Below are 24,484 nucleotides of genomic sequence, written 5' to 3' on the forward strand. Positions count from 1 at the left end.
TGAAATAAGGACGACACCGTGCAAGACGATCTGAATGACATGGCTTACTTCGCCGCCGTGGTGCAGCATCAGGGGTTCACCGCCGCGGGGCGGGTGATCGGCGTGTCGAAATCGGTACTGAGTCGACGCATTGAGGCGCTGGAGGCTCGTCTGGGCGTGCGGCTGTTAAATCGCACCTCGCGGCACTTTTCCGTGACGGACGTCGGCCTGCGTTATGCCCAAGAGTGTCGAAAAATGCTCGAGCAGGCTCAGGCCGCCCGGCAGGTGATTGACCAATCGCGGCAGTTCCCGCAAGGCTTTTTGCGCGTCACTGCCCCGGTGATGATGGCAGAAATCGTCCTCGCGCCGATTATTAGCCAATTTCTCAAGCTTTATCCGCAAGTGACCTGTGAAGTGCTGGCGATGAATCGCACCGTGGATCTGCTGGAGGAGAACATTGATGTGGCGATTCTCTCGCACAACGCGCCGCTGGAGAGCTCCTCGCTCTACCGTCGCGCTCTGGGGCAATTGAAAAATCTGTTGGTCGCCAGCCCTGAATTTATCGCCCAATGCTCCGTTGCGCCGAGTATCGACACCCTTGAGCAGTTGCCGGTGCTGACTCGCCATGCCACCACGCCGCGCAGCGAATGGCAGCTCCATCACGCCGAATTGGGCAGCCGAAGCGTGCAGGTGCAGTCCCGTTTGCGCAGCAATAATCTGCTGGTCATCAAGCAGGCCGCCATTGAGGGGCTGGGGATTGCGCTGATTTCAGAACACGTCTGCGCGGACGCGCTGGCAGAGGGAAAACTCGAGGTGGTGATGCAAGAGTGGCACACCGCGCCGTCGTATATTTCGGCGCTGTATGCCAATAAGAAAGGGCAATCCTCCGCCCTGCGCGCCTTTCTCGACTATTTAAGTCAGGCGATGGGGCGAGAGTGATTGTTGCAGTCCCACTACCTTAGCTTACTCAGGATCGCGCAAATACGCCTTAAACTGCGGGGTCATGTGCACCTCAAAGCCGTCCGGGGTTTTGGTGATCAGGTACACCGCCAGATGCTCTTTCTCTGCCAATGCCATGGCTTTTTTGGTGCCGAGCACCATCAGCCCGGTGTCCCAACCATCGGCCTCCAGCGCGGTAGAAGCAATCACCGTGGCGGAAACCAGCTTGTGGGTGATCGGATGGCCGGTCGCCGGGTCAATGATGTGCGACAGGCGCTTGCCGTCCAGCTCATAATAGTTGCGATAACTGCCCGACGTGCTGATGCCCATGCCCTGTAGATCCACAATGGCCTGCACTTCATTATCTTTATCCGTCGGCTTCTGAATCGCCACCTGCCAAGGATTGCCCTTCGGGTTGTGCCCGCGAGACACCACGGCGCCGCCGACGGACACCAGATAGTTGCTAATGCCGTTAGCTTCCATCAAACGCGCCAAATGGTCGGTGGCGTAGCCTTCGCCCACGGTGGACAGGTCGACATACATGTTCGGCATATCTTTTTGCAGATACTGACCGTCACTCTGCTGGATCACTTTCAGATGCTGTAAACCAATCTCCTGACGCGCGGCGGCAATTTGCTCATCGGTCGGCGTTTTGGTTGGCTGTTTTTGAGGGCCAAAGCCCCACAAATTGACCAACGGGCCGACGGTGATATCCATTTCGCCACCGGTTTTCTGCCCGATACGCAGCGAGGTCACAATGGCGTCAGCCATCCCCGCGCTGATGGGCTGCGGCGCGGTACCCAGATATTGGTTAAAGCGTGAAAGCACCGAGTCTTCTTTGTAGGTCGACATCTCGTGGTCATCTTCCGCCAGCTGCGCCTCAATCAGCTTACGCAGCTCGGGTTCGCGGCTCTTATCCACGCCTTGCAGGCTAACCCGGTAGAAAGTCCCCATGGTTTTGCCGTCAATGACCAGCGCATCTTTCGAAGAATTAGTGACGTTGTCACAGGATGAGAGCAGGCTTGCCCCGGCAATAACCCCCGCCAGGCTTAATGCCAGCGAGATTGAGGAACGCTTAAATTGGAACATGTAGTTGGCTCGCTAAAAAAACAAACCGCCTGCGGAGCAAGCGGTAAAAGTGTTGGGACAGTACGACATGTCACTTAAACAAGGAATTAACGACTGCGTTTCGCATGGCGTTCCCAGTTCTCTTGTTTGGCCTGGGCGGTTTTCTTCAGCGCGACATAACAGGCCCCGGCCCCGCCGTCTCGCTGTAGCGCGACGCTGAACGCCTGCACTTCATCGAGCTGCTTCAGCCATTTGGCGACATAACTTCTGACAATGTTGGCGTGGCTGTCATCGTCACGACCACGGCCATGGATAATCAGCAGCGTGCGTAAACTGTGGGTTTGTGACTCGCAGAAGAAGTTAAACAGCTCCTGACGACAGGTTTCGACCGGCTTTCTGAGCAGATTCAAACTGGCTTCTAACGGATATTTCCCCGCCCGCAGTTTATCCAACACGCCCTGCTGCACGCCGCTCTGTTTGTACTCCAACGGCTCATCAAAAGGCAGAATATCAAGAAAGCCGGTGGTGAAGGTGTTCTCTGGCCGCTCAGGTTCGGTTTCCACGCTATTCTTTGCCGCCGGATGCCCGCCGCTTTTGAGGTAAACCACGCGTTTATCGCTAGCCAGCGGCCTGACGTCGGCCATTTCCTGACTGAAGAGTTGCTCATCATCTTTCATCTAAACGCCCTCCGTTTACTCACTTAGTTTACCTAATTTTGCCCTTAGTAACAGTCCCGTGCCGTGGCCGCTAAGAGGCCGGTTTAGGCTGCTGAAACCTTTCTCCCTTGCTCTCGCGAGTCTCCCCTCGCCCAGTGAATCTGAATTTTCCGTATATACTGAATGATTAGGGAGCGAAATAATCATTCGTGATTGTATTCGGTTCCTTAATGAAATTGAGGAGAAATAATGCCGTACCTTGATGATTCCTTGATCGTTTTTACCGATCTCGATGGTTCTTTACTCGATCACGACAGCTACTCTTGGCAACCGGCACAAGGCTGGCTGGAGAAGTTAGCCCAGCACCAGATCCCGGTGATTATCACCACCAGTAAAACCTCGGCCGAAGTCTCCTCCTTGCAGCGTGATTTGCAGCTCAGTCACTTGCCCTTTATCGCGGAGAACGGGGCCTATATTCATCTCCCCGCCAGTGAGGGTCCGCAGCATCAGGTGATTGGTGCGGATTATCAGCGAGTGCGTGAAATTTTAGTCCAACTTCGTCAAAGGTACGATTTTGAGTTTCGCGGCTTTGGCGATGTCAGCCCGCAGCAAGTGGCGGACTGGACCGGGCTGTCTCTCGACGATGCGAAGCTGGCTATGCAGCGCCAAGGCTCGGAGCCTTTGATGTGGTTTGGCAGTCAGCCGGATTTCGCCCATTTGGAAAAACTGCTGGCGGAGGAAGGCCTGGCGCTAACCCGCGGCGGTCGTTTCTGGCACGTCATGGGCCGCGAGGCGGGCAAAGGACAGGCGGTCAAGTGGCTGACTGAGCACTATCAGCAGCAGCGCAGTAAGCCGCTGGTGAGTCTGGGTCTGGGAGACGGCCCGAATGATATTTCCATGCTTGAAGCCGTTGATTTCGCGGTGGTTATCCGTGGAAAGCATGACCAAAAAATGCCGCTAAACAAGGCCGATAACAATATTTATCGCACCACTTTGTATGGTCCGGAAGGCTGGAAACAAGGGCTGGATCACTTTTTATCCCTTTGATTTTAATACTTTACTCATTTACGGGAGTGTTCTATGAGCGATTTTTATCAGGATGGCATCATTACCAATTTCCACAATCTGACTCGTCGCAAGACTGAAGAGCTGGAGTATGACCTGCAGGTCTTCTCCGGTCGTCGCTCAATGGGGCTTATTTTACCTTCGCTGTTCTCCGAGCTGGAAGGTCCGGCGCTGACCAAGATTGTTGATGAACTGACCCAAGTTCCCTATCTGGATGAGATTGTCATCGGCCTCGACCGCGCTGACCGCGAGCAATTTTTGTTTGCCCGTGAATTCTTCTCGCGCCTGCCGCAGCGACATCGCATTTTGTGGAATGACGGCCCGCGCCTAAAAGCGCTGGATGAAGAGTTGCAACAGAAAGGCCTGTCGCCAATGGAGCCGGGCAAAGGCCGCAACGTCTGGTTCTGCGTCGGTTATACCCTCGCCTCGCGCCGTACCTCGGTGGTCGGGCTGCACGATTGTGACATTGTCACTTATAATCGCGATATGCTGGCGCGCCTGATGTATCCGGTCGCCAACCCGAACTTCAACTATGACTTCTGCAAAGGCTATTATGCCCGCGTGGCGGATGGCAAATTTAACGGTCGCGTCGGCCGCCTGCTGGTCTTCCCGCTGCTCAAATCGCTGCAAAAGGTCTACGGCAACTCCGATTTCCTCGACTATCTGCGCACCTTCCGCTATCCGCTTTCTGGCGAGTTCGCTATGCGCACCCACGTGCTGAATGACCTGCGCATTCCGAGCGACTGGGGACTGGAGATTGGCGTGCTGTCAGAGATGCATCGCAATACCGCCACCAAGCGTATCTGTCAGGTGGATATCGCCGACAACTATGACCACAAACATCAGCCGATGTCGGAAGAAGATGCCAGCAACGGCTTGCAGCGTATGAGTATTGATATCACCAAGGCGCTGTATCGCAAGATGGCGGTGCTGGGGGTGAATATCACCAGCGAGTCCTTCCGCATTCTGAAAGCGACCTACTATCGCAACGCGCTGGATATGATTGACGGCTTTGAAAATGACGCACGGATGAACGGACTGTCCTTCGACCGCCATAACGAAGAGTCGGCCGTAGAGCTGTTCTCCAAAGCGATCATGGAGGCCGGTCAGGCCTTTGTGGATACGCCGAGTGAGAAACCCTTTATTCCGAGTTGGAGCCGCGTACAGTCGGCCTTCCCGGATATGCTCGATCGGCTGCATGACGCCGTTGAGTTAGATAATGAAGGTGATGTGTAAACCAAAAAGTCAGGGCGCCATAGCAGGCGCCCTTTTCAAGAGAATTTAACAAAAGAAAGTAACGGGACGCTTAGGCGTCCTGTTGTTTTTTACCGGGGAACAGGAAGCTGGCGACAATGCCCAGCGCCAACACGCCCAGCACCACGTACAGGCTGGTCATGGCGCTGATGTTGTAGCCGTGGTGCCACAGATGGTCGCTGGAGTTAAGCGCCAGTTTCACCGCCACGAAGAACAGCAGTGAAATTACCGATTTTTCCAGATGCACCAGATACTTGCGCAGCGCTTCCAGCACGAAATACATGGTGCGCAGGCCCAGCACGGCAAACATCATGGCCGAGTAGACAATCAGCGGCTCGCGGCTAACGGCAATTACCGCCGGCACGCTGTCAAAGGCGAACATTACGTCTGAGATCTCTACCACCGCAATACATAGCAGCAGCGGCGTGGCGTAACGCACCCCCTGCTTCACTTTAAAACTAAAATCTTTGTTCTCGGGCTTGGCCAGATCGGCTTCCACTTCCTGGCTGGTGACCAAAAATTTTGGACCAATCAACTTCGGATACACCGGGAAGAAACGACGCACCAGGCGGTTGGCGATGTGGTCGGAGTAGTCATCAGACTCTTCGTCGTCATTGCCCGCGCGCATCATCAAAATCGCGGTCCAGAGAATCACAATGGCGAAAACCATTTCAACCCAAGGTCCTAGCGCCAGCAGGCTGGTGCCAATCACCACGAAAATGCCACGGAAGACGATGGCGCCAATCACGCCCCAGTAAAGAATGCGATGGCGGTAGCCGTCCGGCACTTTGAACCAGGCAAAAATCGCCATGATAACGAACAGATTGTCGACCGACAGCACCTGCTCTAAGGCATAGCCGGTGAGGAACAGGCTGGCGACCTCTTTACCGTGGTGATAATAGAGAAAACCGGCGAAAGAGAGTGAAACGGCGATCCAAAAGGTGGTCCACAGAGAGGCACTTTTCAGCCCGATAGGCTTGTGACTGCGATGAGCCAGAATATCAATAAGCAGCGCCGCGACGGCGACGACAACAAAAACGGCGGTGGTTTCCGGCGGGAATCCCAAAGAGACTGACTGCATTGCACTTCCTGATAAGTAAACAAAAGCTAAACGATTGTTGCATTGTAAGCGGTTGTGCTGATGTTGGGTATTGAAAGTCGAAAAATGCTATGGGTCATGCAATAATTCGCGACGCGTCTTGGTCTTTGTTGAAGAAACTGTCGGAAAACTGTCGGAGAAACCTATGTTGACGTTAAAGAGTGAGACTATCGCCACCCCGCTTGGTGAACTTGAGATCATTACCGATACCCAAGGCCAGCTGCGCGCTCTGGAGTGGGCGGATTTTCACTCGCGTTTGCTGCAACTGTTAGTACGCCATTATGGGCCTGACCATTCGTTAAATCCTTCCACAGCCTCAACCGCAAAATCTGCCGCTAAACCAGGTTTTTCCCTCCATCAAGATAATGTCGCGCAAAATATTCGCCAGCCAATCGAAGACTATTTCGCCGGAGACTTAGCCGCCATTGACACCCTGCCCGTTGCAACGGCCGGAACTAAATTCCAACGCACGGTGTGGAAGATGCTGCGCACAATTCCGTGCGGGCAAATTATGACTTATGGGCAGATGGCCGCACAGCTCGGCAACCCAGGCGCGTCAAGGGCCGTCGGGCTGGCAAATGGCTCCAATCCCATCAGCGTCGTGGTGCCTTGTCATCGGGTGATTGGCAGCAACGGAACGCTGACCGGCTATGCCGGTGGGGTGGAAAGAAAAAAATGGTTATTGGTGCATGAAGGTTATTTATTTGATCAACAAAATTCACTTTTTTAATACATTTAATCTAATTTAGATCTTATTGATTCTCGATTGACTTATTTTTTAGCAGTCGAGATCAAATAATAAGAAAAAAATCCCTTTAAAAATCGGGTATTTTAATAATTTAGCCCTTTTGGCCTATATTCCCCACTTATCAATTCTGGCAAAAGATGTTAAAATTGACCCATATCAATATTGCCAGAGTGAATCTATTATGATCCCGGAAAAACGTATTATTCGTCGTATCCAATCTGGTGGTTGTGCAATCCACTGCCAAGACTGCAGCATTAGTCAACTCTGCATTCCTTTCACGCTCAATGAGCACGAGTTGGATCAACTCGATAATATTATCGAAAGGAAGAAACCGATCCAGAAAGGCCAGGCGCTGTTCAAAGCAGGCGATGAGTTGAAATCCCTGTATGCCATCCGTTCCGGGACCATTAAGAGCTACACCATTACAGAACAAGGCGATGAGCAAATTACCGGCTTCCACCTCGCGGGTGATTTGGTTGGTTTTGACGCTATTGGTGGTTTAGAGCATCCGAGCTTCGCTCAGGCTTTAGAAACGTCCATGGTCTGTGAAATTCCTTTCGAAACCCTCGACGACCTGTCTGGCAAAATGCCTAATTTGCGTCAGCAAATGATGCGTTTAATGAGCGGCGAAATTAAGGGTGACCAGGATATGATCCTGCTGCTCTCGAAGAAAAATGCTGAAGAGCGTTTAGCGGCATTTATTTACAACCTTTCTCGTCGTTTTGCTGAACGTGGTTTTTCTCAGCGCGAATTCCGCCTGACCATGACTCGTGGCGATATTGGTAATTACCTTGGTTTAACGGTTGAAACTATCAGTCGTTTATTAGGCCGTTTCCAGAAATCGGAAATGCTTAGCGTGAAAGGTAAATATATCACTATTGAAAATCACGCGATGCTTTCCCAGCTGGCAGGTCACTCGGTACCCGTCACCGCGTAGCTCATAAGCTGCTCATAAATAAGTCCTCTCTCCGATCGGATCAGCAAAGACAATAATTTGTTGATCCGACTCAATTTCTGCTCTGTCCGATTGCTTAATCTTGGTTTACTCTGTACTTAATACACTGAGCTATAACGCTGTTCAATCACAGGTGTTAAGGAGTTTCCTCATGGCTAAGTATCAGAACCTTCTGGTCGCAATTGACCCAAATCAGGATGACCAACCCGCCCTGCGACGCGCGGTTTATTTGGTCCAACGAAACGGCGGGCGAATTAAAGCCTTCCTGTCGATTTATGACTTCTCCTATGAAATGACCACCATGCTCTCCCCCGATGAGCGTTTAGCCATGCGTCAGAGCGTGATTAACGAACGGGCGGCGTGGATCGCAGAACAGGCTCGCTACTATGTGGAAGCCGGTATCCCGATTGAAATCAAAGTGGTGTGGCATAACAAACCTTTCGAAGCCATTATTCAGGAAGTGATTGCCGGTGAGCACGACCTGCTGCTCAAGATGGCGCATCAGCATGACCGTCTGGAGTCGGTGATTTTCACCCCGACGGACTGGAATTTGCTGCGCAAATGCCCTTGCCCGGTATGGATGGTGAAAGACCAGCCTTGGCCAGAAAGTGGCAAAGCGCTGGTGGCGGTCAACCTGTCCAGCGAAGAGCCTTACCACGACCCGCTCAACATCAAATTGGTAAAAGAAACCATCGAGCTGGCGGACCACGTGAACCACACCGAAGTGCATCTGGTGGGCGCTTATCCGGTCACGCCAATTAATATCGCCATTGAGCTGCCTGATTTTGATCCGAGCGTTTACAACGACGCTATTCGCGGTCAGCACCTGATTGCGATGAAAGCCCTAAGGCAGAAATTCCAACTGGATGAGAAATTTACCCACGTTGAAAAAGGCCTGCCGGAAGAAGTGATCCCAGATCTCGCTGAGCATCTACAAGCCGGCGTGGTGGTTATCGGCACTATCGGCCGCACCGGCCTGTCCGCCGCGTTTTTGGGGAATACCACCGAACAGGTGATCGACCATCTGAAATGCGATTTGCTGGCGATTAAGCCAGATGATTTTGAATGCCCTATTACTTCTGAAGATGTTGAAGAGCACGACGACGAATAACGGATTTTATTCACCGGGAAACGCCAAAGAAAAAGCCAGTTCATTACGAACTGGCTTTTTTGCTTTTACTGCGGGGAAACCGTCAAAGTGCGCGAAGAATATTCTCCACGCTCTCTTTCGCATCGCCAAACAGCATTTGGGTGTTGTCTTTGAAGAACAGCGGGTTCTGAACGCCAGCGTAGCCGGTATTCATTGAGCGTTTGAACACGATTACGTTCTGCGCTTTCCACACTTCCAGCACCGGCATACCGGCAATCGGGCTGCGCGGATCTTCCTGAGCCGCCGGGTTTACCGTGTCATTGGCACCAATGACCAGCACCACGTCGGTGTCGGTAAAGTCGTCGTTGATTTCGTCCATTTCCAGCACGATGTCATACGGCACTTTTGCCTCGGCCAGCAGCACGTTCATATGGCCCGGCAGACGCCCTGCCACCGGATGAATGCCAAAGCGAACTTTGATACCCAGGGCGCGCAGTTTGGCGGTGATATCCTGAACCGGATACTGCGCCTGCGCCACCGCCATGCCGTAGCCCGGCGTGATGATCACCGAACTGGCGCTTTTCAGCATTTCCGCCACGTCTTCCGCACTGGTTTCGCGGTACTCGCCCATCTCTTCGGCATCGCCGGTAGAAGAGCCATCCGTACCAAAGCCGCCCGCGATCACGCTAATAAACGAACGGTTCATCGCTTTACACATGATAAATGACAGGATTGCACCGGAAGAACCCACCAAGGCACCCGTGACGATCAAAAGGTCATTGCTCAGCATAAAGCCGGCCGCCGCCGCTGCCCAACCTGAATAGGAGTTGAGCATGGAGACGACCACCGGCATGTCCGCGCCACCGATGGAAGAAACCAAATGCCAGCCGAACGCCAAGGCAATCAGTGTCATGATCAGCAGTGAGAACACCTGCAAACCGACGCTATCGGTGCGAACAAAAGTGACCATCAGCAGGAATGAAATCACCAATGCGGCCAGATTCAGCTTGTGGCGATGCGGCAAGGCGAGTGGCTTGGAAGAGATAATCCCGCGCAATTTACCGAACGCGACGATTGAGCCGGTAAAGGTTACGGCCCCGATAAAGATACCTAAGAACACTTCGGTGAGATGGATGTTTTCCATTACCGAGTCCATGGCAACCGCGCCGTGGTCAAGGTAGCTGTTGAAGCCAACCAGCACCGCAGCAAGACCCACAAAGCTGTGAAGAATGGCAACTAGCTCCGGCATTTCGGTCATTTCAACTTTACGCGCCAGATAGATACCAATGGCCCCGCCAATCACCATCGCCACGATTATCCAGCCAACGTTGCCGGAATCAGGCCCAAGAATGGTGGCAATCAGCGCGATCGCCATCCCGGTGATGCCGTAGATATTGCCCTGTTTTGACGTTTCGTGTTTTGACAATCCAGCCAGGCTGAATATAAACAGAATAGCGGCAACGATATAGGCTGCTGTAACTAATCCCCCAGACATATGCTACCCCTTAATTCTTACGAAACATCATCAGCATGCGCTGAGTGACGGTGAATCCGCCAAAAATATTGATACTGGCAATCAGAACCGCAACAAACGACAGGAAGCTAACCCAGCCCCCGTGACCAATTTGCAGCAGCGCGCCAACGACAATAATCCCTGAAATGGCATTGGTGACTGACATCAACGGCGTGTGCAGCGCGTGGCTAACGTTCCATACCACGTAATAACCCACCACGCAGGCCAGAGCGAACACGGTGAAGTGAGACAAGAACTCCTTCGGCGCCACGTTCGCCAGCCAGCCGAACAAGATGATCGCCACGGCCATGATGATGTATTTGGTGTAAGGCGACGCGGGCTTGGACTCGACTTTCTCCTGAGGCGCAGCCTGTTTGGCGGCCTTAGGCTGGGCGGAAACCTGAATCGGCGGTGCCGGCCAGGTGACTTCACCGGCTTTCACCACGGTCACGCCGCGCACCACGGTGTCTTCAAAATCGATCTCGATTTCACCGTTTTTCTCTTTGCACAGCAGCTTCAGCAAATTCACCAGGTTGGTGCCATACAGCTGGGAGGATTGCGTCGGTAAACGGCTCGGTAAGTCGGTATAGCCGATGATTTTGACGCCGTTTGGCGTGGTGGTGATGGTGTCTGCGACCGTTAGCTCGCAGTTACCGCCGGTTTGCGCGGCAAGGTCAACGATGACGCTGCCCGGTTTCATTGACGCCACCATGTCGGCGGTGATCAATTTAGGTGCCGGACGGCCTGGGATCAGCGCGGTGGTGACGATGATATCCACTTCCGCCGCCTGCGCCGCGAACAGGGCCATTTCAGCTTTAATGAAGGCATCGGACATCACTTTGGCATAGCCGTCGCCGCTGCCCGCCTCTTCTTCGAAGTCCAGCTCGAGGAACTCCGCGCCCATACTCTGCACTTGCTCTTTCACTTCAGGACGGGTGTCGAAAGCGCGGACAATCGCGCCAAGGCTGCCCGCCGCGCCAATCGCCGCGAGGCCGGCGACGCCCGCACCGATGATCATCACTTTGGCAGGAGGCACTTTGCCTGCGGCGGTGATCTGCCCGGTGAAGAAACGGCCGAATTCGTGAGCGGCTTCAACAATCGCGCGGTAACCGGCGATATTGGCCATGGAACTCAGGGCATCCATGGATTGCGCACGGGAAATTCTCGGTACGGAGTCCATAGCCAGCGCGGTCACATTGCGCTCGGCCAGCTTCTGGATTAACTCGGCGTTTTGCGCAGGCCAGATAAAGCTGACCAGCGTTGAGCCGGGCTGCAGTTGGGTAATTTCATCGCCTTCAGGGGCATTAACCTTCAACACGATGTCGCTGTGCCAGACGTCAGCCGAACTGACAATTTGTGCCCCGGCCTGTATGTAGGCCGCGTCGTCAAAGCTTGCCAATTTTCCGGCGTCTTGTTCAATGGCAACCGTAAAGCCGAGCTTTAGCAGCTGTTCCACCGTTTTCGGCGTTGCTGCGACTCGGGCCTCATTGGTCAACCGCTCTCTTGGTACACCAATACGCATAGTTATTCCCTTCACCCTTTTTATTGATGATTAACACGCCGACAGCGCTTTTTTATTGCTGAACCTGTCGAATTGTTACCGTACCGAAGTTATTTTTTCCGACTGTTTATAACCTACTGAATTTGTGATTAATAATCTACGTATCGCAGTAATAGCCAGAGAATGAATGATTAATTCATGATGATGGGCAAGAAATTTGCCGCTAAGCGCTAAAAAATAGGGAGCCAATTAACGTTTTCGCAGCATAACTGCCGCCGTTTGCCGAAAAGAAGAACATTCGGCTCCACGTCTAATCAGCCTTAAGGTTAGCAAAAGGTGAATAATTAACATTTATTTCACCTCTTGGAATATACCTAAAACTTATATAAGTTATGGGCTGAAAAAAAAGTGATGCAGGTAGCGGTTAGCAACATCATTAATGACATAAATTACTGAGACACTCGGTATTGTTACATGCAATAATCGGCCGCTAACCTGTTACACATCAAGAATTCAGCACGTTTCAACATTACTGCGCAAGGTGAAAGGATTTTTTATGAAGCTGACCAAAACGATCATCGCATCGGCTCTGTGTTTATCTTTAACGGCTATTTCCGCCTTGTCAGCAGCACAGGCAGCCCAGGAAATCGCTCCAGAAAAAGCAGCCGCCATCAAACCCTTTGATCGCATCGTAATTTCCGGTCGTTTCAACACGCTGGGGGACGCCGCTGACGCCGTTTCTCGCCGTGCTGATGCACTGGGTGCAGATTATTTTTATATTCAAGACACAAACAGCTCAGGTAACAGCGGTAACTGGCGCGTCGTCGCGGACATCTATAAAAAAGATGCGGCCGAAGTCAGTAAGAAAACCACTTACCGTGAAATTAATGGCGTAAAAGAATTACCGAAAGAAGAGGCTTACCTGCTTGAGCCTTATGACACCGTGACCGTCAGCGGCTTCTACCGTAGCCAGCCAGACGTGAATGATGCCATCACCAAAGCCGCGAAAGAGAAAGGGGCTTACTCCTTCTTCATCGTGCGTCAGGTTGATGCCAACAGCGGTGGCAACCAGTACATTACGGCTTTCATCTACAAGAAAGATGCTGCAAAACGCGTCGTGCAGGATCCAGACGCTATCCCAGCTGATTCCGAAGCAGGTAAAGCCGCGCTGGCAGCTGGCGGTGCCGCGGCTAAGAAAGTGGAAATCCCAGGCGTCGCTTCTTCTGGTAGCCCAAGCCGTTCCGTGGGTCGCTTCTTCGAAACTCAATCTTCCACCGGGCAGCGTTATACCGTAACGGCGACCAACGGCGCGAAGATTCAGGAAGTGAACAACGTGACTGCAGCACAGATGGCTCCGTTTGATTCCATCACTTTCACCGGCCACTTCAACAGCATCACCGACGTCTCTCAAGAAGTGGCGAACCGTGCAGCAGCCAAAGGCGCGAAGTTCTATCACATCACTCGCCAGTGGCAAAACAAGAGTGGTGGTAACCTGACGGTTAGCGCTGACTTGTTCAAATAATTACCGCGTTAGAAATAACAAAAGGCAGCCTGCGGGCTGCCTTTTTGCTAACGCTCTTTTACTCAATATCTTTATATTGTTACGGCCAACATCAACCTAAACGACGTTTAATGCTGATGCACAGGCTGCAGAATTTCCACGCGCAAATGGTCATTACTTTGCACTAGCTGCAAGCTATGTTTGCATTCGCTTTTTATGGTATTCAACTGCTCATCGTTAAGCGCATAGGGCAAATTAATATCCACGCTATAAAGCCCCTGCTGTTCCGCCAATTCAATTAAACGCACAATATTGGTTTCATCGCTTACCTGCGTCGAAACCACTTGTAGCGCTAAACTTCTCAGGCGCTCCTGCTTAGATTTTTCTTGTGAGGTGCGGGATCGAAGTACCATGCCGAAGAAAGGCAGCACTCCATAAATCGCGTCGATAAAGCTCCACTGCTTTTTGCATGATGCAGAAAGGTATTCCATGTAATCGAAGGAAGCTTTTTCACTGCGCACATCGGGTATCAGGCGATTATCGCTCATCCCCTATTCCTCTCCTGGCCAGTGTTAGGACGGTTAAACGCACGAAGAATGAATCAGTTAATATAATGCAGCGTAATATATTTCGTTAAGTATATTCGCCTCTATAATGGCATATTTCACGAAGCGTGCGCTAGTCGGTTGAGCGGGCAAAACGCAATACTGTGTCGCATAATGTGAATGTTAAAATATTGTCAGTTTTTCTACGTTTGTCTCTACAAAAGGGTCGCAAACTCTGAAAAACTGTCACTTCCTATTACGCATGTCTTGTAGCCATAGCCTGTGTCTGCGGCTATGCTGACCATCGGATAATAATTAACAGCAATCCAATGAATAAAATCGTTTTTGTAGAAGATGATCCAGAAGTCGGTAACCTGATTGCGGCCTATTTAGGCAAACACGACATTGAAGTGTTAGTCGAACCCCGTGGTGACACCGCGCAGGATCGCATCGCGCGTGAAAAGCCCGATTTAGTTTTGCTAGATATCATGCTGCCCGGCAAAGATGGCATGACCCTCTGTCGCGACCTGCGCCCTACTTACAGCGGCCCCATCGTGCTGCTGACCTCCCTTGACAGCGACATGAACCACATTCTGTCGCTGGAAATGGGCGCTAACGATTACATCCTCAAAACCACGCCGCCTGCCGTATTACTGGCTCGCCTGCGCCTGCACTTGCGCCAGCATGCGCCGCAATCGGCGGGTGAAGAAAAACCGGCCAGCAAATCCTTGCAGGGTGGCAATGCGCTGCACTTTGGCCAACTCTGTATTGATCCTGTGAACCGCGAAGTGACGCTGGTTGATGAAGTGATTGTTCTCTCCACGTCTGACTTTGACTTGTTATGGGAATTGGCAACTCACGCCGGTCGCATTATGGACCGCGAGGCCCTGCTGCTAAACCTGCGCGGCGTCAGCTATGATGGCTTAGATCGCAGCATCGACGTGGCGATTTCTCGGTTACGCCGCAAGCTCTACGACAACGCCCTCGAGCCGTTCCGCATCAAAACCATTCGTAATAAAGGTTACCTTTTCGCCCCTAATGCCTGGGAGACAGGACAGGAATGAGAAAGCTTTTCATCCAGTTTTTCCTGCTGTTGCTGGTCTGTTTCCTGGTGATGACCATGCTGGTCGGTCTGGTTTATAAAGTCACCGCCGAGCGAACCGGGCGCCAGTCTCTCAACGACTTGATGAAAAGCTCGCTGTACTTAATGCGCAGCGAACTGCGCGAAATCCCCATTAAGGATTGGAATAAGACCATCAACACGCTGGATCTTAACCTCTCTTTTAAGCTGCACATTGAGCCTTTGGGCAAACGGGTTCTTAGCCCTGAACTGGATAAGCGCCTGAAAGATGGCGAAATTATCGCGCTCGATGATGAATACACCTTTATTCAACGCGTGCCGCGCAGTCACTACGTCTTAGTAGTCGGCCCTATTCCCTATCTGTTCTACATGCACGAGATGCGCATTCTGGATCTGGTGGTCATGATGCTGATCGGCCTGTCGCTCGCCCTGCCGGTCTTCTTGTGGATGAGCCCGCACTGGAAGGATTTGCTTAAGCTTGAGAAGTCGGCCCAAAGGCTGGGCAATGGCTATCTGGACGAGCGAACCAATTTTGATTCCACCTCAAGTTTGAATCGTTTAGGCATTGCCTTTAACCAGATGGCGGACAACATCAACACGCTGATCGCCAGTAAGAAGCAGCTGATTGACGGCATCGCCCACGAATTGCGTACCCCACTGGTGCGTCTGCGCTACCGTCTGGCGATCAGTGAAAACCTGCCAGAAGCCGAGCAGCAGGCAATTAACCGCGATATCGGCCAGCTCGAATCTCTCATCGACGAACTGCTGACCTACGCGCGTCTGGACCGACCGCAGGTTGCGCTTAATCTTGAGAAAGTAAATCTGGCAGACTGGCTGGCGGATAAGGTTGATGACTTCCGCCTGATCAACGCTGAGCGCGGCATCACCCTGTCGGTGCCAGAAAGCGTAGATTTCGGCGGGGTTGATTTACGTTTAATGGAGCGCGTGCTGGATAACCTGGTGAACAACGCCCTGCGCTATGCTAACGACAAAATCCACATCAGCCTGTGGCTGGACGGCGAGAACGCCAGTTTGCAGGTGGAAGATGACGGACCGGGCATCCCAGAGGAAGAGCGCATTCGCGTTTTCGAGCCGTTTGTTCGCCTGGACCCAAGTCGCGACCGCGCTACCGGCGGCTGTGGCTTAGGGCTGGCCATTGTTCACTCGATTGCCGTAGCGTACCAAGGCCGCGTCAGCGTGGAGTCCAGCCCATCATTCGGCGGGGCTTGCATACGTTTCAGCTGGCCTGCCAAAACCGTTTTTAATCTCAATACAGAACCACGCTAAAAATAATTTCGAAGGAAGTAAATAATGACAACAGCTTATTCACAACTGCGCAGTACCTTCGCCCGCCTGTCCCGCTTTAACCATCTTTCCGCCATCGCTGGCTGGGATATGGCCGCAATGATGCCGCCCGCCGGTAGCAAAGCGCGCTCTGAAGCACTGGCCGAGCTGAGCGTTTTGTCTCACCAGATTTTGACCGCAAAACAGGTTGGCGACTGGCTAGAACAGGCCGAAAGCGAAGACCTGAACGATCTCGAGCGTGCCGACCTGCGCGAGATGCGTCGTAAATATCAGCAATCCGCCGTGCTGCCTGAAAGCCTGGTTGAAGAGAAATCCTTGGCGGGCGCACGCTGCGAACACGCTTGGCGCGTGCAGCGCAAAGGCAATGACTGGGAAGGTTTTGCAGAGAACCTTCGTGAAGTCGTTCGCCTGAGCCGTCAGGAAGCGAAGTTGCGCTCAGAAGCGACGGGCGTCGGCCTGTATGACTCCCTGCTCGACATGTACGAGCCGGGAATGACTTCCGCCAAACTGGACGTGCTGTTCGGCGACCTGAAAACCTGGCTGCCAAATCTGCTGAAAACCGTGGTTGAGAAGCAGAAATCAGAAACGCGTATCACGCCAGTTGGTCCGTTTGATATTGAGAAACAGCGTCAGCTGGGCCTGCAAGTGATGGCACGCCTGGGCTTCAACTTTGACGCCGGTCGTCTGGACGTCAGCGCTCACCCGTTCTGCGGCGGTGTGCCAGAGGACGTACGCATCACCACGCGCTACAACGAACACGAATTCCTCAGCGCCATGATGGGCGTCATCCATGAGACTGGTCACGCGCGCTACGAGCAGAACCTGCCGAAAGAGTGGCTAGGCCAGCCGGTATCCAACGCGCGCTCAATGGGCGTGCACGAGTCGCAAAGCCTGCTGTTTGAAATGCAATTGGGTTGCAGCGAGCCGTTCCTGAAATCTATCTATCCGCTGGTTATCGAGCAGTTCGGTCAGCGCGAAGGCTTAGACGAGAGCAACTTCATCAAGCTTAATCAGCGCGTTGAGGCAGGCCTTATCCGCGTTGATGCCGACGAAGTGAGCTATCCGGCGCACGTGATCCTGCGTTATGAAATCGAAAAAGCGCTGATTGAAGGTGAGATCGAAGTCGAAGACATCCCTGCTCTTTGGAACAGCAAGATGAAGGAATATCTGGGCATCGACACCGTGGGCAACTACCGCGACGGCTGTATGCAGGATATTCACTGGACCGACGGCGGCTTCGGCTACTTCCCAACCTATACTTTGGGCGCCATGTACGCAGCACAGCTGTTCCAGTGCGCCAACCACGCGATCCCAACTCTGCAAGATGATATCGCCCGTGGCGACCTGACCGCCCTGTTCCAGTGGTTGCAGCAGAACATCTGGCAGCACGGCAGTCGTTTCACTACCGACCAGCTGATTCAGAATGCCACCGGCGAGACGTTGAATCCGGCGTATTTCCGCAAACATTTGGAAAATCGTTATTTGTAGGTTTTGCCTCAAAGAGCAGTTTGGAGTTGCCTTTTGCTCCTCCCCCTGACAAGGGGGAGGCTGGGAGGGGGTATTGCAGCAAACTCAGTGGCTTATGTGAGAAATACCCCACCCCAACCCTCCCCTAATTAGGGGAGGGAGCAGTTCGGATTCCGATAACTCTCGCTATCCCCATTCAAAAACCACCCTCCCTGCTAAGAATCCTCTCAATAAATCTTCCAGATCCCATGATTTCTCAAGGATTTGCGGTGCCACAGAGTGTTCAAGTACATAAATAACATTGTATGTTGTAACTAAATACAGGTATCTCTACGTACAGAAGTTGACAAAACCGAAGTAACCCATTGATTTTATTGCCGTATGGAGTTTGTACAAAGCGTTACACGCCGACACCAATCACTCACTTACAAAGCAGACTGCCGCGCCTACTATTCTCCTACCGGCCCCGCAGTGGGGTGGACATATAAACGAACATTCTGAGGAATTTAAGATGAAAAAAGTATTAGCTCTGGTTGTTGCCGCTGCAATGGGTCTGTCTTCTGTAGCTTTCGCTGCTGACACTACTGCTGCACCAGCTCCTGCTGCTGCTCCAGCTGCAACTACCGCTGCTCCAGCTCCTGCTGCACCAGCTCCTGCTGCTGCTCCAGCTGCAACTACCGCTGCTCCAGCGGCTGCTGCTCCAGCTGCAAAAGCACCAACTAAGCATGCTGTAAAGCATAAGAAAGCACACAAGAAAGCTGCTCAGAAAGCGCAAGCTGCTAAGAAACACAAAAAAGCTAAGAAAGCTGCCCCAGCACAGAAAGCCCAGGCTGCTAAAAAACACGTGAAACATGCTAAGAAAGCCGCTCCAGCACAGAAAGCTCAGGCTGCTAAAAAGCACGTAAAACACGCTAAGAAAGCTGCTCCAGCGCAGAAAGCTCAGGCTGCTAAAAAACACGTGAAACACGCTAAGAAAGCTGCTCCAGCTGCTAAATAAGTAAGACTTTTGGTGAGTGATTCCACTCCCTTAGAGTAAGACTGAATATTAACACCCGGTTCGCCGGGTGTTTTTTTCTCCAGTTTTCAGATTGAGGTATTGATGGAAGATGCTGCGCCGATACCTGTTCGAAATCACCCTTAGCGCACTGATACTGTGCGGTTTAATTACCCTGTTCTTCTACTTGTGATATCACCTGAACAAAATCCCTCCGGTGATCACACCGCCAGTTGCAAGCGTCTATAATCACTCCATAATATACGATTCAAGGGATTTCCCTGCTTTCAAGGTCAGAATGTTATGCGCATCGCGTTACCTTTAGTTTTGAGCCTTTTTTGTTGCACCATTTCCTCTGTTCATGCGGACGTTCCTGAACCCGATTCAGATTCCGATGCGCCAACCATAAGTTTGAAAGAAAAGACTGCCCTGTTCTTTGGTCACGATCATCGCACCGCCGTCGCCAATACCAGCGACTGGCCGTGGCAAGCCATCGGACAGATTGAAACCGAAAGTGGCAATCTGTGTACGGCAACGCTGATATCCAAGCATCTGGTGTTAACCGCCGGGCACTGCGTGCTGGCTCCTCCGGGCAAGATTGATAAAGTCGTGGCACTGCGTTTTATTTCTCACAAGCAAAAATGGCGTTATCAGGTCACGGCGTTAGAAACGCTGGTTGACCCCAAGTTAGGAAAAAAGCTGAAAGCCGATGGCGAAGGTTGGATTGTGCCCTCTAAAGCCGCCGCGTTTGACTTTGCGCTGGTTCGCCTGACGGATGAGAATATCGCCCTGCCGATCACCCCGCTGCCGCTGTGGGAAGGCACCCGCGACCAGCTTACTGCCGCGCTGAAGCAGAATGGCCGTAAGATCACGCAGGCGGGTTATCCGGAAGATCATCTGGATGATTTATACAGCCATCAAAACTGCCTGATCACCGGCTGGGCGCAGCCTGGCGTGCTGTCGCACCGATGTGACACCCTGCCTGGCGACAGTGGCTCGCCGTTGTTATTAAAAACCGGCGATAAATGGTCACTGATTGGTATTCAAAGCTCGGCCCCGGCGGCGCAAGATCGCTATTTAGCCGATAACCGCGCACTGGCCGTTCCAGCCATCCGCGACGCCCTGAATAAGCTCTCGTCAGGTGCCGTCAGCGCCATGCCAGCTGCGCAATAATTGCCGGAAAAGGTGCAAAAAAAAACCTAAGTCACACAAGTGGCTTAGGTTTTTTTATTGACGCTGCGGCGAGTTAGGCGTCAGCTTTCAACATATAAATGCAGGAAGTTACCGTACTGCCGTCGGTGGTGGTCACTTCGACCGGCACGCGCTCGTAGCCCTCGCCTTCGAAATCATCCAGAATCTGCCAGTTTTCAGCGAGCTTATCAGAGCTGAAGACAAAACCATTTACCCGGTTGCCGCTGTCATCAAGCACAATCCCCGGAAAGCCCATTTCAGCCCCCCAGCCTTTGTGCAGCAGGGTTCCCCCTACGTGCCCTTCTTGCCAACTGCCGCCAATCCCCTCAAGTACGTGGGCGTTTGGGCGGCCGGGGCCTAAAGTGCCATAAACGAATAACGTTGCCATTCTCACTCCTCAATCAACCGGTAACTAACTGTTCCATGGTTTGCAAAATACGTTTGTCGGAAATCGGATAAGGCGTGCCCAGCTGCTGGGCGAAATAGCTCACGCGCAGCTCCTCAATCATCCAGCGCACCTCTTTGACTTCTTCGCTCTGCTGGCGAGCCGGTGGCAGTTTATTGAGCCACTGCTGCCACAGCTTCTCGACGTGCTCGACCTTCAACATCTGGGCGCGGTCGCGATGAGGATCCATCGCCAGCTTGTCCATACGTTTTTCAATCGCGTTGAGATAGCGTAGCGTATCTGGCAGGCGTTTCCAGCCGTTCTGAGTGACAAAGCCGCGGTAGATCAACCCTGACATTTGGCTCTTAATATCAGAGAGCGCCAGCGCCATGGTCATATCAATACGGCCTTTAAGGCGCTTGTTGATATTGAATACCGCCGTCAGGATCTGCTCCACCTGCACGGCAATCTGCACCACGGCGTCATTGAGATGAGCGCGAACATGCTCGTGAAGTCGGGCAAACTCCTCCTCTTTCCACACCAGACCGCCACTTTCGGCGATCAATTTATCAATGCCGCAGGAGATACAGTCGTCGATCAGGTCCAGCACTTTGCCATAAGGGTTGAAGTACAGACCCAGCTTGGCTTTGTTCGGCAACTTTTCGTGCAAGTATTTGATTGGCGATGGAATATTAAGCAGCAGCAAACGGCGCACACCCGCCCACATCGCCTGCTGTTGCTCCAGCTCGCTGTCAAACAGGCGGATCGCGATGCTGTCTTTGGTATCGACCAGCGCCGGATAAGCCTTAACTTCGTAACCACCGCGCTTTTGTTCATAGCGCTCGGGCAGCGTGCCAAAGCTCCAGACGTGCAAATCGCTCTGTTCGATGCCGTCATCGGCCACGGCAGACAGCGTCTGCTGCACCTGCTCTTTCAAACCTGCTTTCAGCGCCGTCAGGTCTTTGCCTTCGCGCAGGGTTTTGTTTTTGTCATCCAAAATACGGAAAGTCATTTTGAGATGGTCTGGAACCTGCTCCAACTGCCAGTCGTCGCGTGACACCGTCACGCCACTCATTTTGCGCAGTTCGCGCTCCATGGCATCCAGCAAAGGCTGTTCGAAAGGCTTGAGGCGGCCTAGCAGCGCGTCGGCGTAGTTCGGCGCGGGCACGAAGTTGCGGCGAATCGGCTTCGGCAGTGATTTAATCAGCGCCATAATTAGCTCGCGGCGAATGCCGGGGATCTGCCAGTCGAAGCCCTGCTCGTCAATCTGATTGAGCAGCGGCAGCGGAATGTGCACCGTCACGCCATCGGCGTCGGTCCCCGGCTCAAACTGATAGGTCACGCGCAGCTTGATATTGCCCTGATGCCAGAAGTTCGGGTAGTCGTGGGCGCTGATGTTGCCCGCGCCCTCTTTGATCAACATGCTCTTTTCGAAGTTTAGGCTATCGGCGGGCTGGGTCTTCCACCAGCTATCAAAGTGGCGAGACGACACCACCTCCTGACCAATGCGCTGCTCGTAGAACAGAAACAGCGTCTCGTCGTCGACCAAAATATCGCGGCGGCGGGACTTGTGCTCCAGCTCTTCCACTTCGCCACGCAGTTTGAGGTTGGCGCGGAAGAACGCGTGCCGCGTCTGCCAGTCACCTTCCACCAGCGCATGGCGAATAAACAGCTCGCGGGATAGTACTGGGTCAATGCTGCCGTAGTTCACTTTGCGGGCTGCGACGATAGGCAGGCCGAACAGGGTGACTTTCTCAGACGCGATCACCGCGCCCTGCGCTTTCTCCCAGTGCGGCTCGCTGAAGCTGCTCTTCACCAGATGCTTGGCCAGCGGCTCAATCCATTCTGGCTCGATGCGCGCGGCGATACGGCCCCACAGGCGGCTGGTTTCCACCAGCTCGGCGACCATCACCCATTTCGGCGGCTTTTTGAATAGACCGGAACCGGGGAAGACGGCAAACCGGGCATTGCGCGCGCCGGTATATTCTTGTTTATCCGCGTCTTTCATGCCGATATGCGACAGCAGCCCGGTCAGCAAGGCGCAGTGAACACTGCGATAATCGGCAGGTTCGCTGTTCACCGGCAGGCCCAGCTCTTTCACCACTTGGCGCAGCTGGGTATAGATATCCTGCCATTCGCGCACGCGTAGGTAGTTGAGGTAGTCGCTGCGACACATTTTGCGGAACTGGGCCGAAGAGAGCTCTTTTTGCTGCTCTTTCAGGTAGTCCCACAGATTCACAAAGGCCAAGAAGTCGGAGTCTTTGTCGGCAAAGCGGCGATGCTTCTCGTCGGACGCCTGCTTCTTGTCCATCGGGCGTTCGCGCGGGTCCTGAATCGACAGCGCGGCGGTAATGATCATCACTTCGCGCATACAGCTGTCTTTGCGCGCTTCAAGCACCATGCGGGCCAGACGCGGATCCACCGGCAACTGGGCAAGCTGGCGACCGGACTGCGTCAGGGTATAACGCCCGTCTTGCGCGTTATTGATTGCCCCCAGCTCTTCCAGCAGGCGCACGCCGTCCTGAATATTGCGTTTATCCGGCGCTTCCACAAAAGGAAACGCGGCAATGTCGCCCAGCCCCAAAGAGGTCATTTGCAGAATGACCGAGGCTAGGTTGGTACGCAGAATTTCCGGATCGGTAAACTCCGGGCGCGACAGGAAGTCTTGCTCGGAATAGAGACGAATACAGATACCTTCGGAGACACGTCCGCAGCGGCCTTTACGCTGATTCGCCGAAGCCTGAGAAATCGGCTCGATAGGCAGGCGCTGCACCTTAGTACGGAAGCTATAGCGACTAATACGCGCCGTACCCGGGTCGATAACATATTTAATCCCCGGCACGGTCAGCGAGGTTTCCGCCACGTTGGTGGCCAGCACGATGCGGCGACCGGCATGAGACTGGAACACGCGGTTCTGCTCGCTATTGGAAAGGCGGGCATATAAAGGCAAGATTTCGGTATGCGGCAGATCCAGCTTATTCAGCGCGTCGGCGGTATCGCGGATCTCCCGCTCGCCGCTCATAAAGATCAGAATATCACCGGCACTTTCGCGGCCCAGCTCGTCTACGGCATCAAAAATCGCCTGAAGCTGGTCGCGGTCGGTGTCTTCCGCGTCATCCACCACCGGCCGATAGCGCACGTCCACCGGATAAGTGCGGCCCGACACTTCGATAATCGGCGCATGATTAAAATGCTTCGAGAAGCGCTGAGGGTCGATGGTCGCCGAAGTAATAATGACTTTTAGGTCCGGGCGCTTCGGCAGCAGCTGACGCAGATAGCCGAGGATAAAGTCGATGTTCAGGCTGCGTTCATGGGCCTCATCGATGATCAGCGTGTCGTATTGCATCAGCATGCGATCTTGTTGGATCTCCGCCAGCAAGATACCGTCCGTCATCAGCTTAACCAGCGTGTTATCCCCCACCTGGTCGTTGAAACGCACTTTATAGCCGACGGTGCCGCCCAGCGAGGTTTCCAGCTCGTCGGCAATACGGTTCGCCACGGTTCTGGCGGCCAGACGCCTTGGCTGAGTATGCCCAATCACGCCTTTAATGCCGCGCCCCAGCTCCATACAGATTTTCGGGATCTGCGTGGTTTTACCGGAACCTGTTTCCCCCGCCACAATCACCACCTGATGGTCGCGAATGGCTTTGAAGATGTCGTCTTTCTTTTGGCTAACCGGCAGATTGTCCGGATAGCTGATTTTAGGTCTTGAGGCTTCGCGGGCGCTGACTTTTTGCAGGCTCTGGGCGATAGCGTTTTCAATCTCTTGGGTAATACCTTCGACCGCTTTCGGGTCGTCCTGCGCTTTATTCAATAGCGCCTTAGCGCCGTGCAAACGTCGTTGCAGGCGTTGGCGGTCACGAAGCATCAGCCCGTCTAACTGCGCTGACAGTGCCGCGAGCGGAGATTTCACGTTCGGCATTCCTTGTTGCTCGTCAGGCGACTCGAGGATAAACCGCGATATCGGCTGAATTTGAAAGGTTTAGTGTTGAAGTAGCAGCGGATGAACCTATGCCTGGTTAGCAATATGTTACCACAAGCTGTTGAAGATGCTGAAAGCGGGCTGAATTTAGCGCCAAACAGAAGTCGTTCAGTAATATTGAACATAGCACTCGAAATATTACGCTATCACTGAATAACTTTTGTGA

At 53.1% G+C, this 24,484-nt stretch carries 21 protein-coding genes; 13 read left to right on the plus strand and 8 right to left on the minus strand.

Annotated features, from left to right (window positions below; genetic code table 11):
- Window positions 1-18 precede the first annotated feature (18 nt).
- A complete protein-coding gene (locus V2154_RS09835) occupies window positions 19-918 on the plus strand; it encodes a LysR substrate-binding domain-containing protein (protein WP_353502075.1) in 900 nt (299 codons plus the stop codon).
- 24 nt (window positions 919-942) lie between these two features.
- On the opposite strand, the gene apbE is transcribed toward V2154_RS09835, so the two are convergent.
- Both apbE and smrA read right to left on the minus strand, forming a co-directional pair.
- Window positions 943-2,007 carry an FAD:protein FMN transferase ApbE gene (apbE, locus tag V2154_RS09840; RefSeq protein ID WP_353502076.1) on the minus strand — a complete coding sequence of 355 codons (1,065 nt, stop codon included), beginning with the start codon at window positions 2,005-2,007 and terminating at the stop codon, window positions 943-945.
- An 86-nt stretch (window positions 2,008-2,093) separates the two neighbouring features.
- Entirely contained in the window at window positions 2,094-2,663 is a 570-nt protein-coding gene (smrA, locus tag V2154_RS09845) for a DNA endonuclease SmrA (RefSeq protein WP_353502077.1), read from the minus strand.
- A gap of 228 nt (window positions 2,664-2,891) precedes the next feature.
- Here smrA and V2154_RS09850 point away from each other — a divergent pair, with 228 nt between their 5' ends.
- Both V2154_RS09850 and V2154_RS09855 read left to right on the plus strand, forming a co-directional pair.
- A complete protein-coding gene (locus V2154_RS09850) occupies window positions 2,892-3,689 on the plus strand; it encodes a mannosyl-3-phosphoglycerate phosphatase-related protein (protein WP_353502078.1) in 798 nt (265 codons plus the stop codon).
- Window positions 3,690-3,722: 33 nt separating this feature from the next.
- The gene (locus tag V2154_RS09855; protein WP_353502079.1) at window positions 3,723-4,943 is read left to right on the plus strand and encodes a glycosyltransferase family protein; all 1,221 of its coding nucleotides are present in this window, start codon (window positions 3,723-3,725) and stop codon (window positions 4,941-4,943) included.
- A 70-nt stretch (window positions 4,944-5,013) separates the two neighbouring features.
- Here V2154_RS09855 and V2154_RS09860 read toward each other — a convergent pair whose 3' ends face one another.
- The gene (locus V2154_RS09860; RefSeq protein WP_353502080.1) at window positions 5,014-6,042 is read right to left on the minus strand and encodes a TerC/Alx family metal homeostasis membrane protein; all 1,029 of its coding nucleotides are present in this window, start codon (window positions 6,040-6,042) and stop codon (window positions 5,014-5,016) included.
- 163 nt (window positions 6,043-6,205) lie between these two features.
- On the opposite strand from V2154_RS09860, the gene ogt reads away from it, so the two are divergent.
- The 3 genes from ogt to uspE all read left to right on the plus strand — a co-directional run bounded on the left by ogt (window position 6,206) and on the right by uspE (window position 8,874).
- A complete protein-coding gene (ogt, locus tag V2154_RS09865; RefSeq protein ID WP_353503971.1) occupies window positions 6,206-6,790 on the plus strand; it encodes a methylated-DNA--[protein]-cysteine S-methyltransferase in 585 nt (194 codons plus the stop codon).
- Window positions 6,791-6,989: 199 nt separating this feature from the next.
- Window positions 6,990-7,745 (plus strand): fumarate/nitrate reduction transcriptional regulator Fnr, encoded by a 756-nt coding sequence (gene fnr / locus V2154_RS09870; protein ID WP_353502081.1) that lies wholly within the window; start codon window positions 6,990-6,992, stop codon window positions 7,743-7,745.
- 169 nt (window positions 7,746-7,914) lie between these two features.
- Window positions 7,915-8,874 carry a universal stress protein UspE gene (gene uspE, locus V2154_RS09875; protein ID WP_353502082.1) on the plus strand — a complete coding sequence of 320 codons (960 nt, stop codon included), beginning with the start codon at window positions 7,915-7,917 and terminating at the stop codon, window positions 8,872-8,874.
- Window positions 8,875-8,956: 82 nt separating this feature from the next.
- On the opposite strand, the gene pntB is transcribed toward uspE, so the two are convergent.
- Together pntB and pntA are read right to left on the minus strand one after the other, a co-directional pair.
- On the minus strand, window positions 8,957-10,348 hold the full coding sequence (gene pntB / locus V2154_RS09880; RefSeq protein ID WP_353502083.1) for a Re/Si-specific NAD(P)(+) transhydrogenase subunit beta: 1,392 nt from the start codon (window positions 10,346-10,348) through the stop codon (window positions 8,957-8,959).
- Between the two features lie 10 nt (window positions 10,349-10,358).
- Complete coding sequence (pntA, locus tag V2154_RS09885) at window positions 10,359-11,888, minus strand: Re/Si-specific NAD(P)(+) transhydrogenase subunit alpha (RefSeq protein WP_353502084.1); 1,530 nt, start codon at window positions 11,886-11,888, stop codon at window positions 10,359-10,361.
- Window positions 11,889-12,423: 535 nt separating this feature from the next.
- Between pntA and ydgH the strand changes: the two genes are divergently transcribed.
- The gene (ydgH, locus tag V2154_RS09890) at window positions 12,424-13,389 is read left to right on the plus strand and encodes a DUF1471 family protein YdgH (RefSeq protein ID WP_353502085.1); all 966 of its coding nucleotides are present in this window, start codon (window positions 12,424-12,426) and stop codon (window positions 13,387-13,389) included.
- 107 nt (window positions 13,390-13,496) lie between these two features.
- On the opposite strand, the gene V2154_RS09895 is transcribed toward ydgH, so the two are convergent.
- Complete coding sequence (locus tag V2154_RS09895) at window positions 13,497-13,916, minus strand: hypothetical protein (RefSeq protein WP_353502086.1); 420 nt, start codon at window positions 13,914-13,916, stop codon at window positions 13,497-13,499.
- Window positions 13,917-14,242: 326 nt separating this feature from the next.
- Here V2154_RS09895 and rstA point away from each other — a divergent pair, with 326 nt between their 5' ends.
- The 6 genes from rstA (at window position 14,243) to V2154_RS09920 (ending at window position 19,933) form a co-directional block, all read left to right on the plus strand.
- Window positions 14,243-14,977, plus strand: coding sequence for a two-component system response regulator RstA (gene rstA / locus V2154_RS09900; RefSeq protein ID WP_353502087.1), 735 nt, complete (start codon window positions 14,243-14,245; stop codon window positions 14,975-14,977).
- Window positions 14,974-16,281, plus strand: a complete 1,308-nt coding sequence (gene rstB / locus V2154_RS09905; RefSeq protein WP_353502088.1) for a two-component system sensor histidine kinase RstB — start codon at window positions 14,974-14,976, stop codon at window positions 16,279-16,281. The genes rstA and rstB overlap by 4 nt, the downstream gene beginning before the upstream one ends.
- Before the next feature lie 24 nt (window positions 16,282-16,305).
- On the plus strand, window positions 16,306-17,787 hold the full coding sequence (locus V2154_RS09910; RefSeq protein ID WP_353502089.1) for a carboxypeptidase M32: 1,482 nt from the start codon (window positions 16,306-16,308) through the stop codon (window positions 17,785-17,787).
- A 490-nt stretch (window positions 17,788-18,277) separates the two neighbouring features.
- A complete protein-coding gene (asr, locus tag V2154_RS09915; RefSeq protein ID WP_353502090.1) occupies window positions 18,278-18,763 on the plus strand; it encodes an acid resistance repetitive basic protein Asr in 486 nt (161 codons plus the stop codon).
- 109 nt (window positions 18,764-18,872) lie between these two features.
- On the plus strand, window positions 18,873-18,953 hold the full coding sequence (ydgU, locus tag V2154_RS24945) for a small membrane protein YdgU (RefSeq protein ID WP_456867294.1): 81 nt from the start codon (window positions 18,873-18,875) through the stop codon (window positions 18,951-18,953).
- 110 nt (window positions 18,954-19,063) lie between these two features.
- Window positions 19,064-19,933 carry a trypsin-like serine peptidase gene (locus tag V2154_RS09920; protein ID WP_353502091.1) on the plus strand — a complete coding sequence of 290 codons (870 nt, stop codon included), beginning with the start codon at window positions 19,064-19,066 and terminating at the stop codon, window positions 19,931-19,933.
- Window positions 19,934-20,006: 73 nt separating this feature from the next.
- Here V2154_RS09920 and V2154_RS09925 read toward each other — a convergent pair whose 3' ends face one another.
- Together V2154_RS09925 and hrpA are read right to left on the minus strand one after the other, a co-directional pair.
- Complete coding sequence (locus tag V2154_RS09925) at window positions 20,007-20,339, minus strand: gamma-glutamylcyclotransferase family protein (RefSeq protein WP_353502092.1); 333 nt, start codon at window positions 20,337-20,339, stop codon at window positions 20,007-20,009.
- A 13-nt stretch (window positions 20,340-20,352) separates the two neighbouring features.
- On the minus strand, window positions 20,353-24,249 hold the full coding sequence (gene hrpA / locus V2154_RS09930) for an ATP-dependent RNA helicase HrpA (RefSeq protein ID WP_353502093.1): 3,897 nt from the start codon (window positions 24,247-24,249) through the stop codon (window positions 20,353-20,355).
- Between the last annotated feature and the right edge of the window lie 235 nt (window positions 24,250-24,484).

It is taken from the genome of Ewingella sp. CoE-038-23, assembly GCF_040419245.1.
GTDB classification, from domain to species: Bacteria; Pseudomonadota; Gammaproteobacteria; order Enterobacterales; family Enterobacteriaceae; genus Ewingella; species Ewingella allii.

Coding starts and splice junctions, on each gene's coding strand:
- apbE (WP_353502076.1), bottom strand. CDS start 2,007: ATGTTCCAATTTAAGCGTTCCTCAATCTCGCTGGCATTAAGCCTGGCG.
- smrA (WP_353502077.1), bottom strand. CDS start 2,663: ATGAAAGATGATGAGCAACTCTTCAGTCAGGAAATGGCCGACGTCAGG.
- V2154_RS09850 (WP_353502078.1), top strand. CDS start 2,892: ATGCCGTACCTTGATGATTCCTTGATCGTTTTTACCGATCTCGATGGT.
- V2154_RS09855 (WP_353502079.1), top strand. CDS start 3,723: ATGAGCGATTTTTATCAGGATGGCATCATTACCAATTTCCACAATCTG.
- V2154_RS09860 (WP_353502080.1), bottom strand. CDS start 6,042: ATGCAGTCAGTCTCTTTGGGATTCCCGCCGGAAACCACCGCCGTTTTT.
- ogt (WP_353503971.1), top strand. CDS start 6,206: ATGTTGACGTTAAAGAGTGAGACTATCGCCACCCCGCTTGGTGAACTT.
- fnr (WP_353502081.1), top strand. CDS start 6,990: ATGATCCCGGAAAAACGTATTATTCGTCGTATCCAATCTGGTGGTTGT.
- uspE (WP_353502082.1), top strand. CDS start 7,915: ATGGCTAAGTATCAGAACCTTCTGGTCGCAATTGACCCAAATCAGGAT.
- pntB (WP_353502083.1), bottom strand. CDS start 10,348: ATGTCTGGGGGATTAGTTACAGCAGCCTATATCGTTGCCGCTATTCTG.
- pntA (WP_353502084.1), bottom strand. CDS start 11,888: ATGCGTATTGGTGTACCAAGAGAGCGGTTGACCAATGAGGCCCGAGTC.
- ydgH (WP_353502085.1), top strand. CDS start 12,424: ATGAAGCTGACCAAAACGATCATCGCATCGGCTCTGTGTTTATCTTTA.
- V2154_RS09895 (WP_353502086.1), bottom strand. CDS start 13,916: ATGAGCGATAATCGCCTGATACCCGATGTGCGCAGTGAAAAAGCTTCC.
- rstA (WP_353502087.1), top strand. CDS start 14,243: ATGAATAAAATCGTTTTTGTAGAAGATGATCCAGAAGTCGGTAACCTG.
- rstB (WP_353502088.1), top strand. CDS start 14,974: ATGAGAAAGCTTTTCATCCAGTTTTTCCTGCTGTTGCTGGTCTGTTTC.
- V2154_RS09910 (WP_353502089.1), top strand. CDS start 16,306: ATGACAACAGCTTATTCACAACTGCGCAGTACCTTCGCCCGCCTGTCC.
- asr (WP_353502090.1), top strand. CDS start 18,278: ATGAAAAAAGTATTAGCTCTGGTTGTTGCCGCTGCAATGGGTCTGTCT.
- ydgU (WP_456867294.1), top strand. CDS start 18,873: ATGCTGCGCCGATACCTGTTCGAAATCACCCTTAGCGCACTGATACTG.
- V2154_RS09920 (WP_353502091.1), top strand. CDS start 19,064: ATGCGCATCGCGTTACCTTTAGTTTTGAGCCTTTTTTGTTGCACCATT.
- V2154_RS09925 (WP_353502092.1), bottom strand. CDS start 20,339: ATGGCAACGTTATTCGTTTATGGCACTTTAGGCCCCGGCCGCCCAAAC.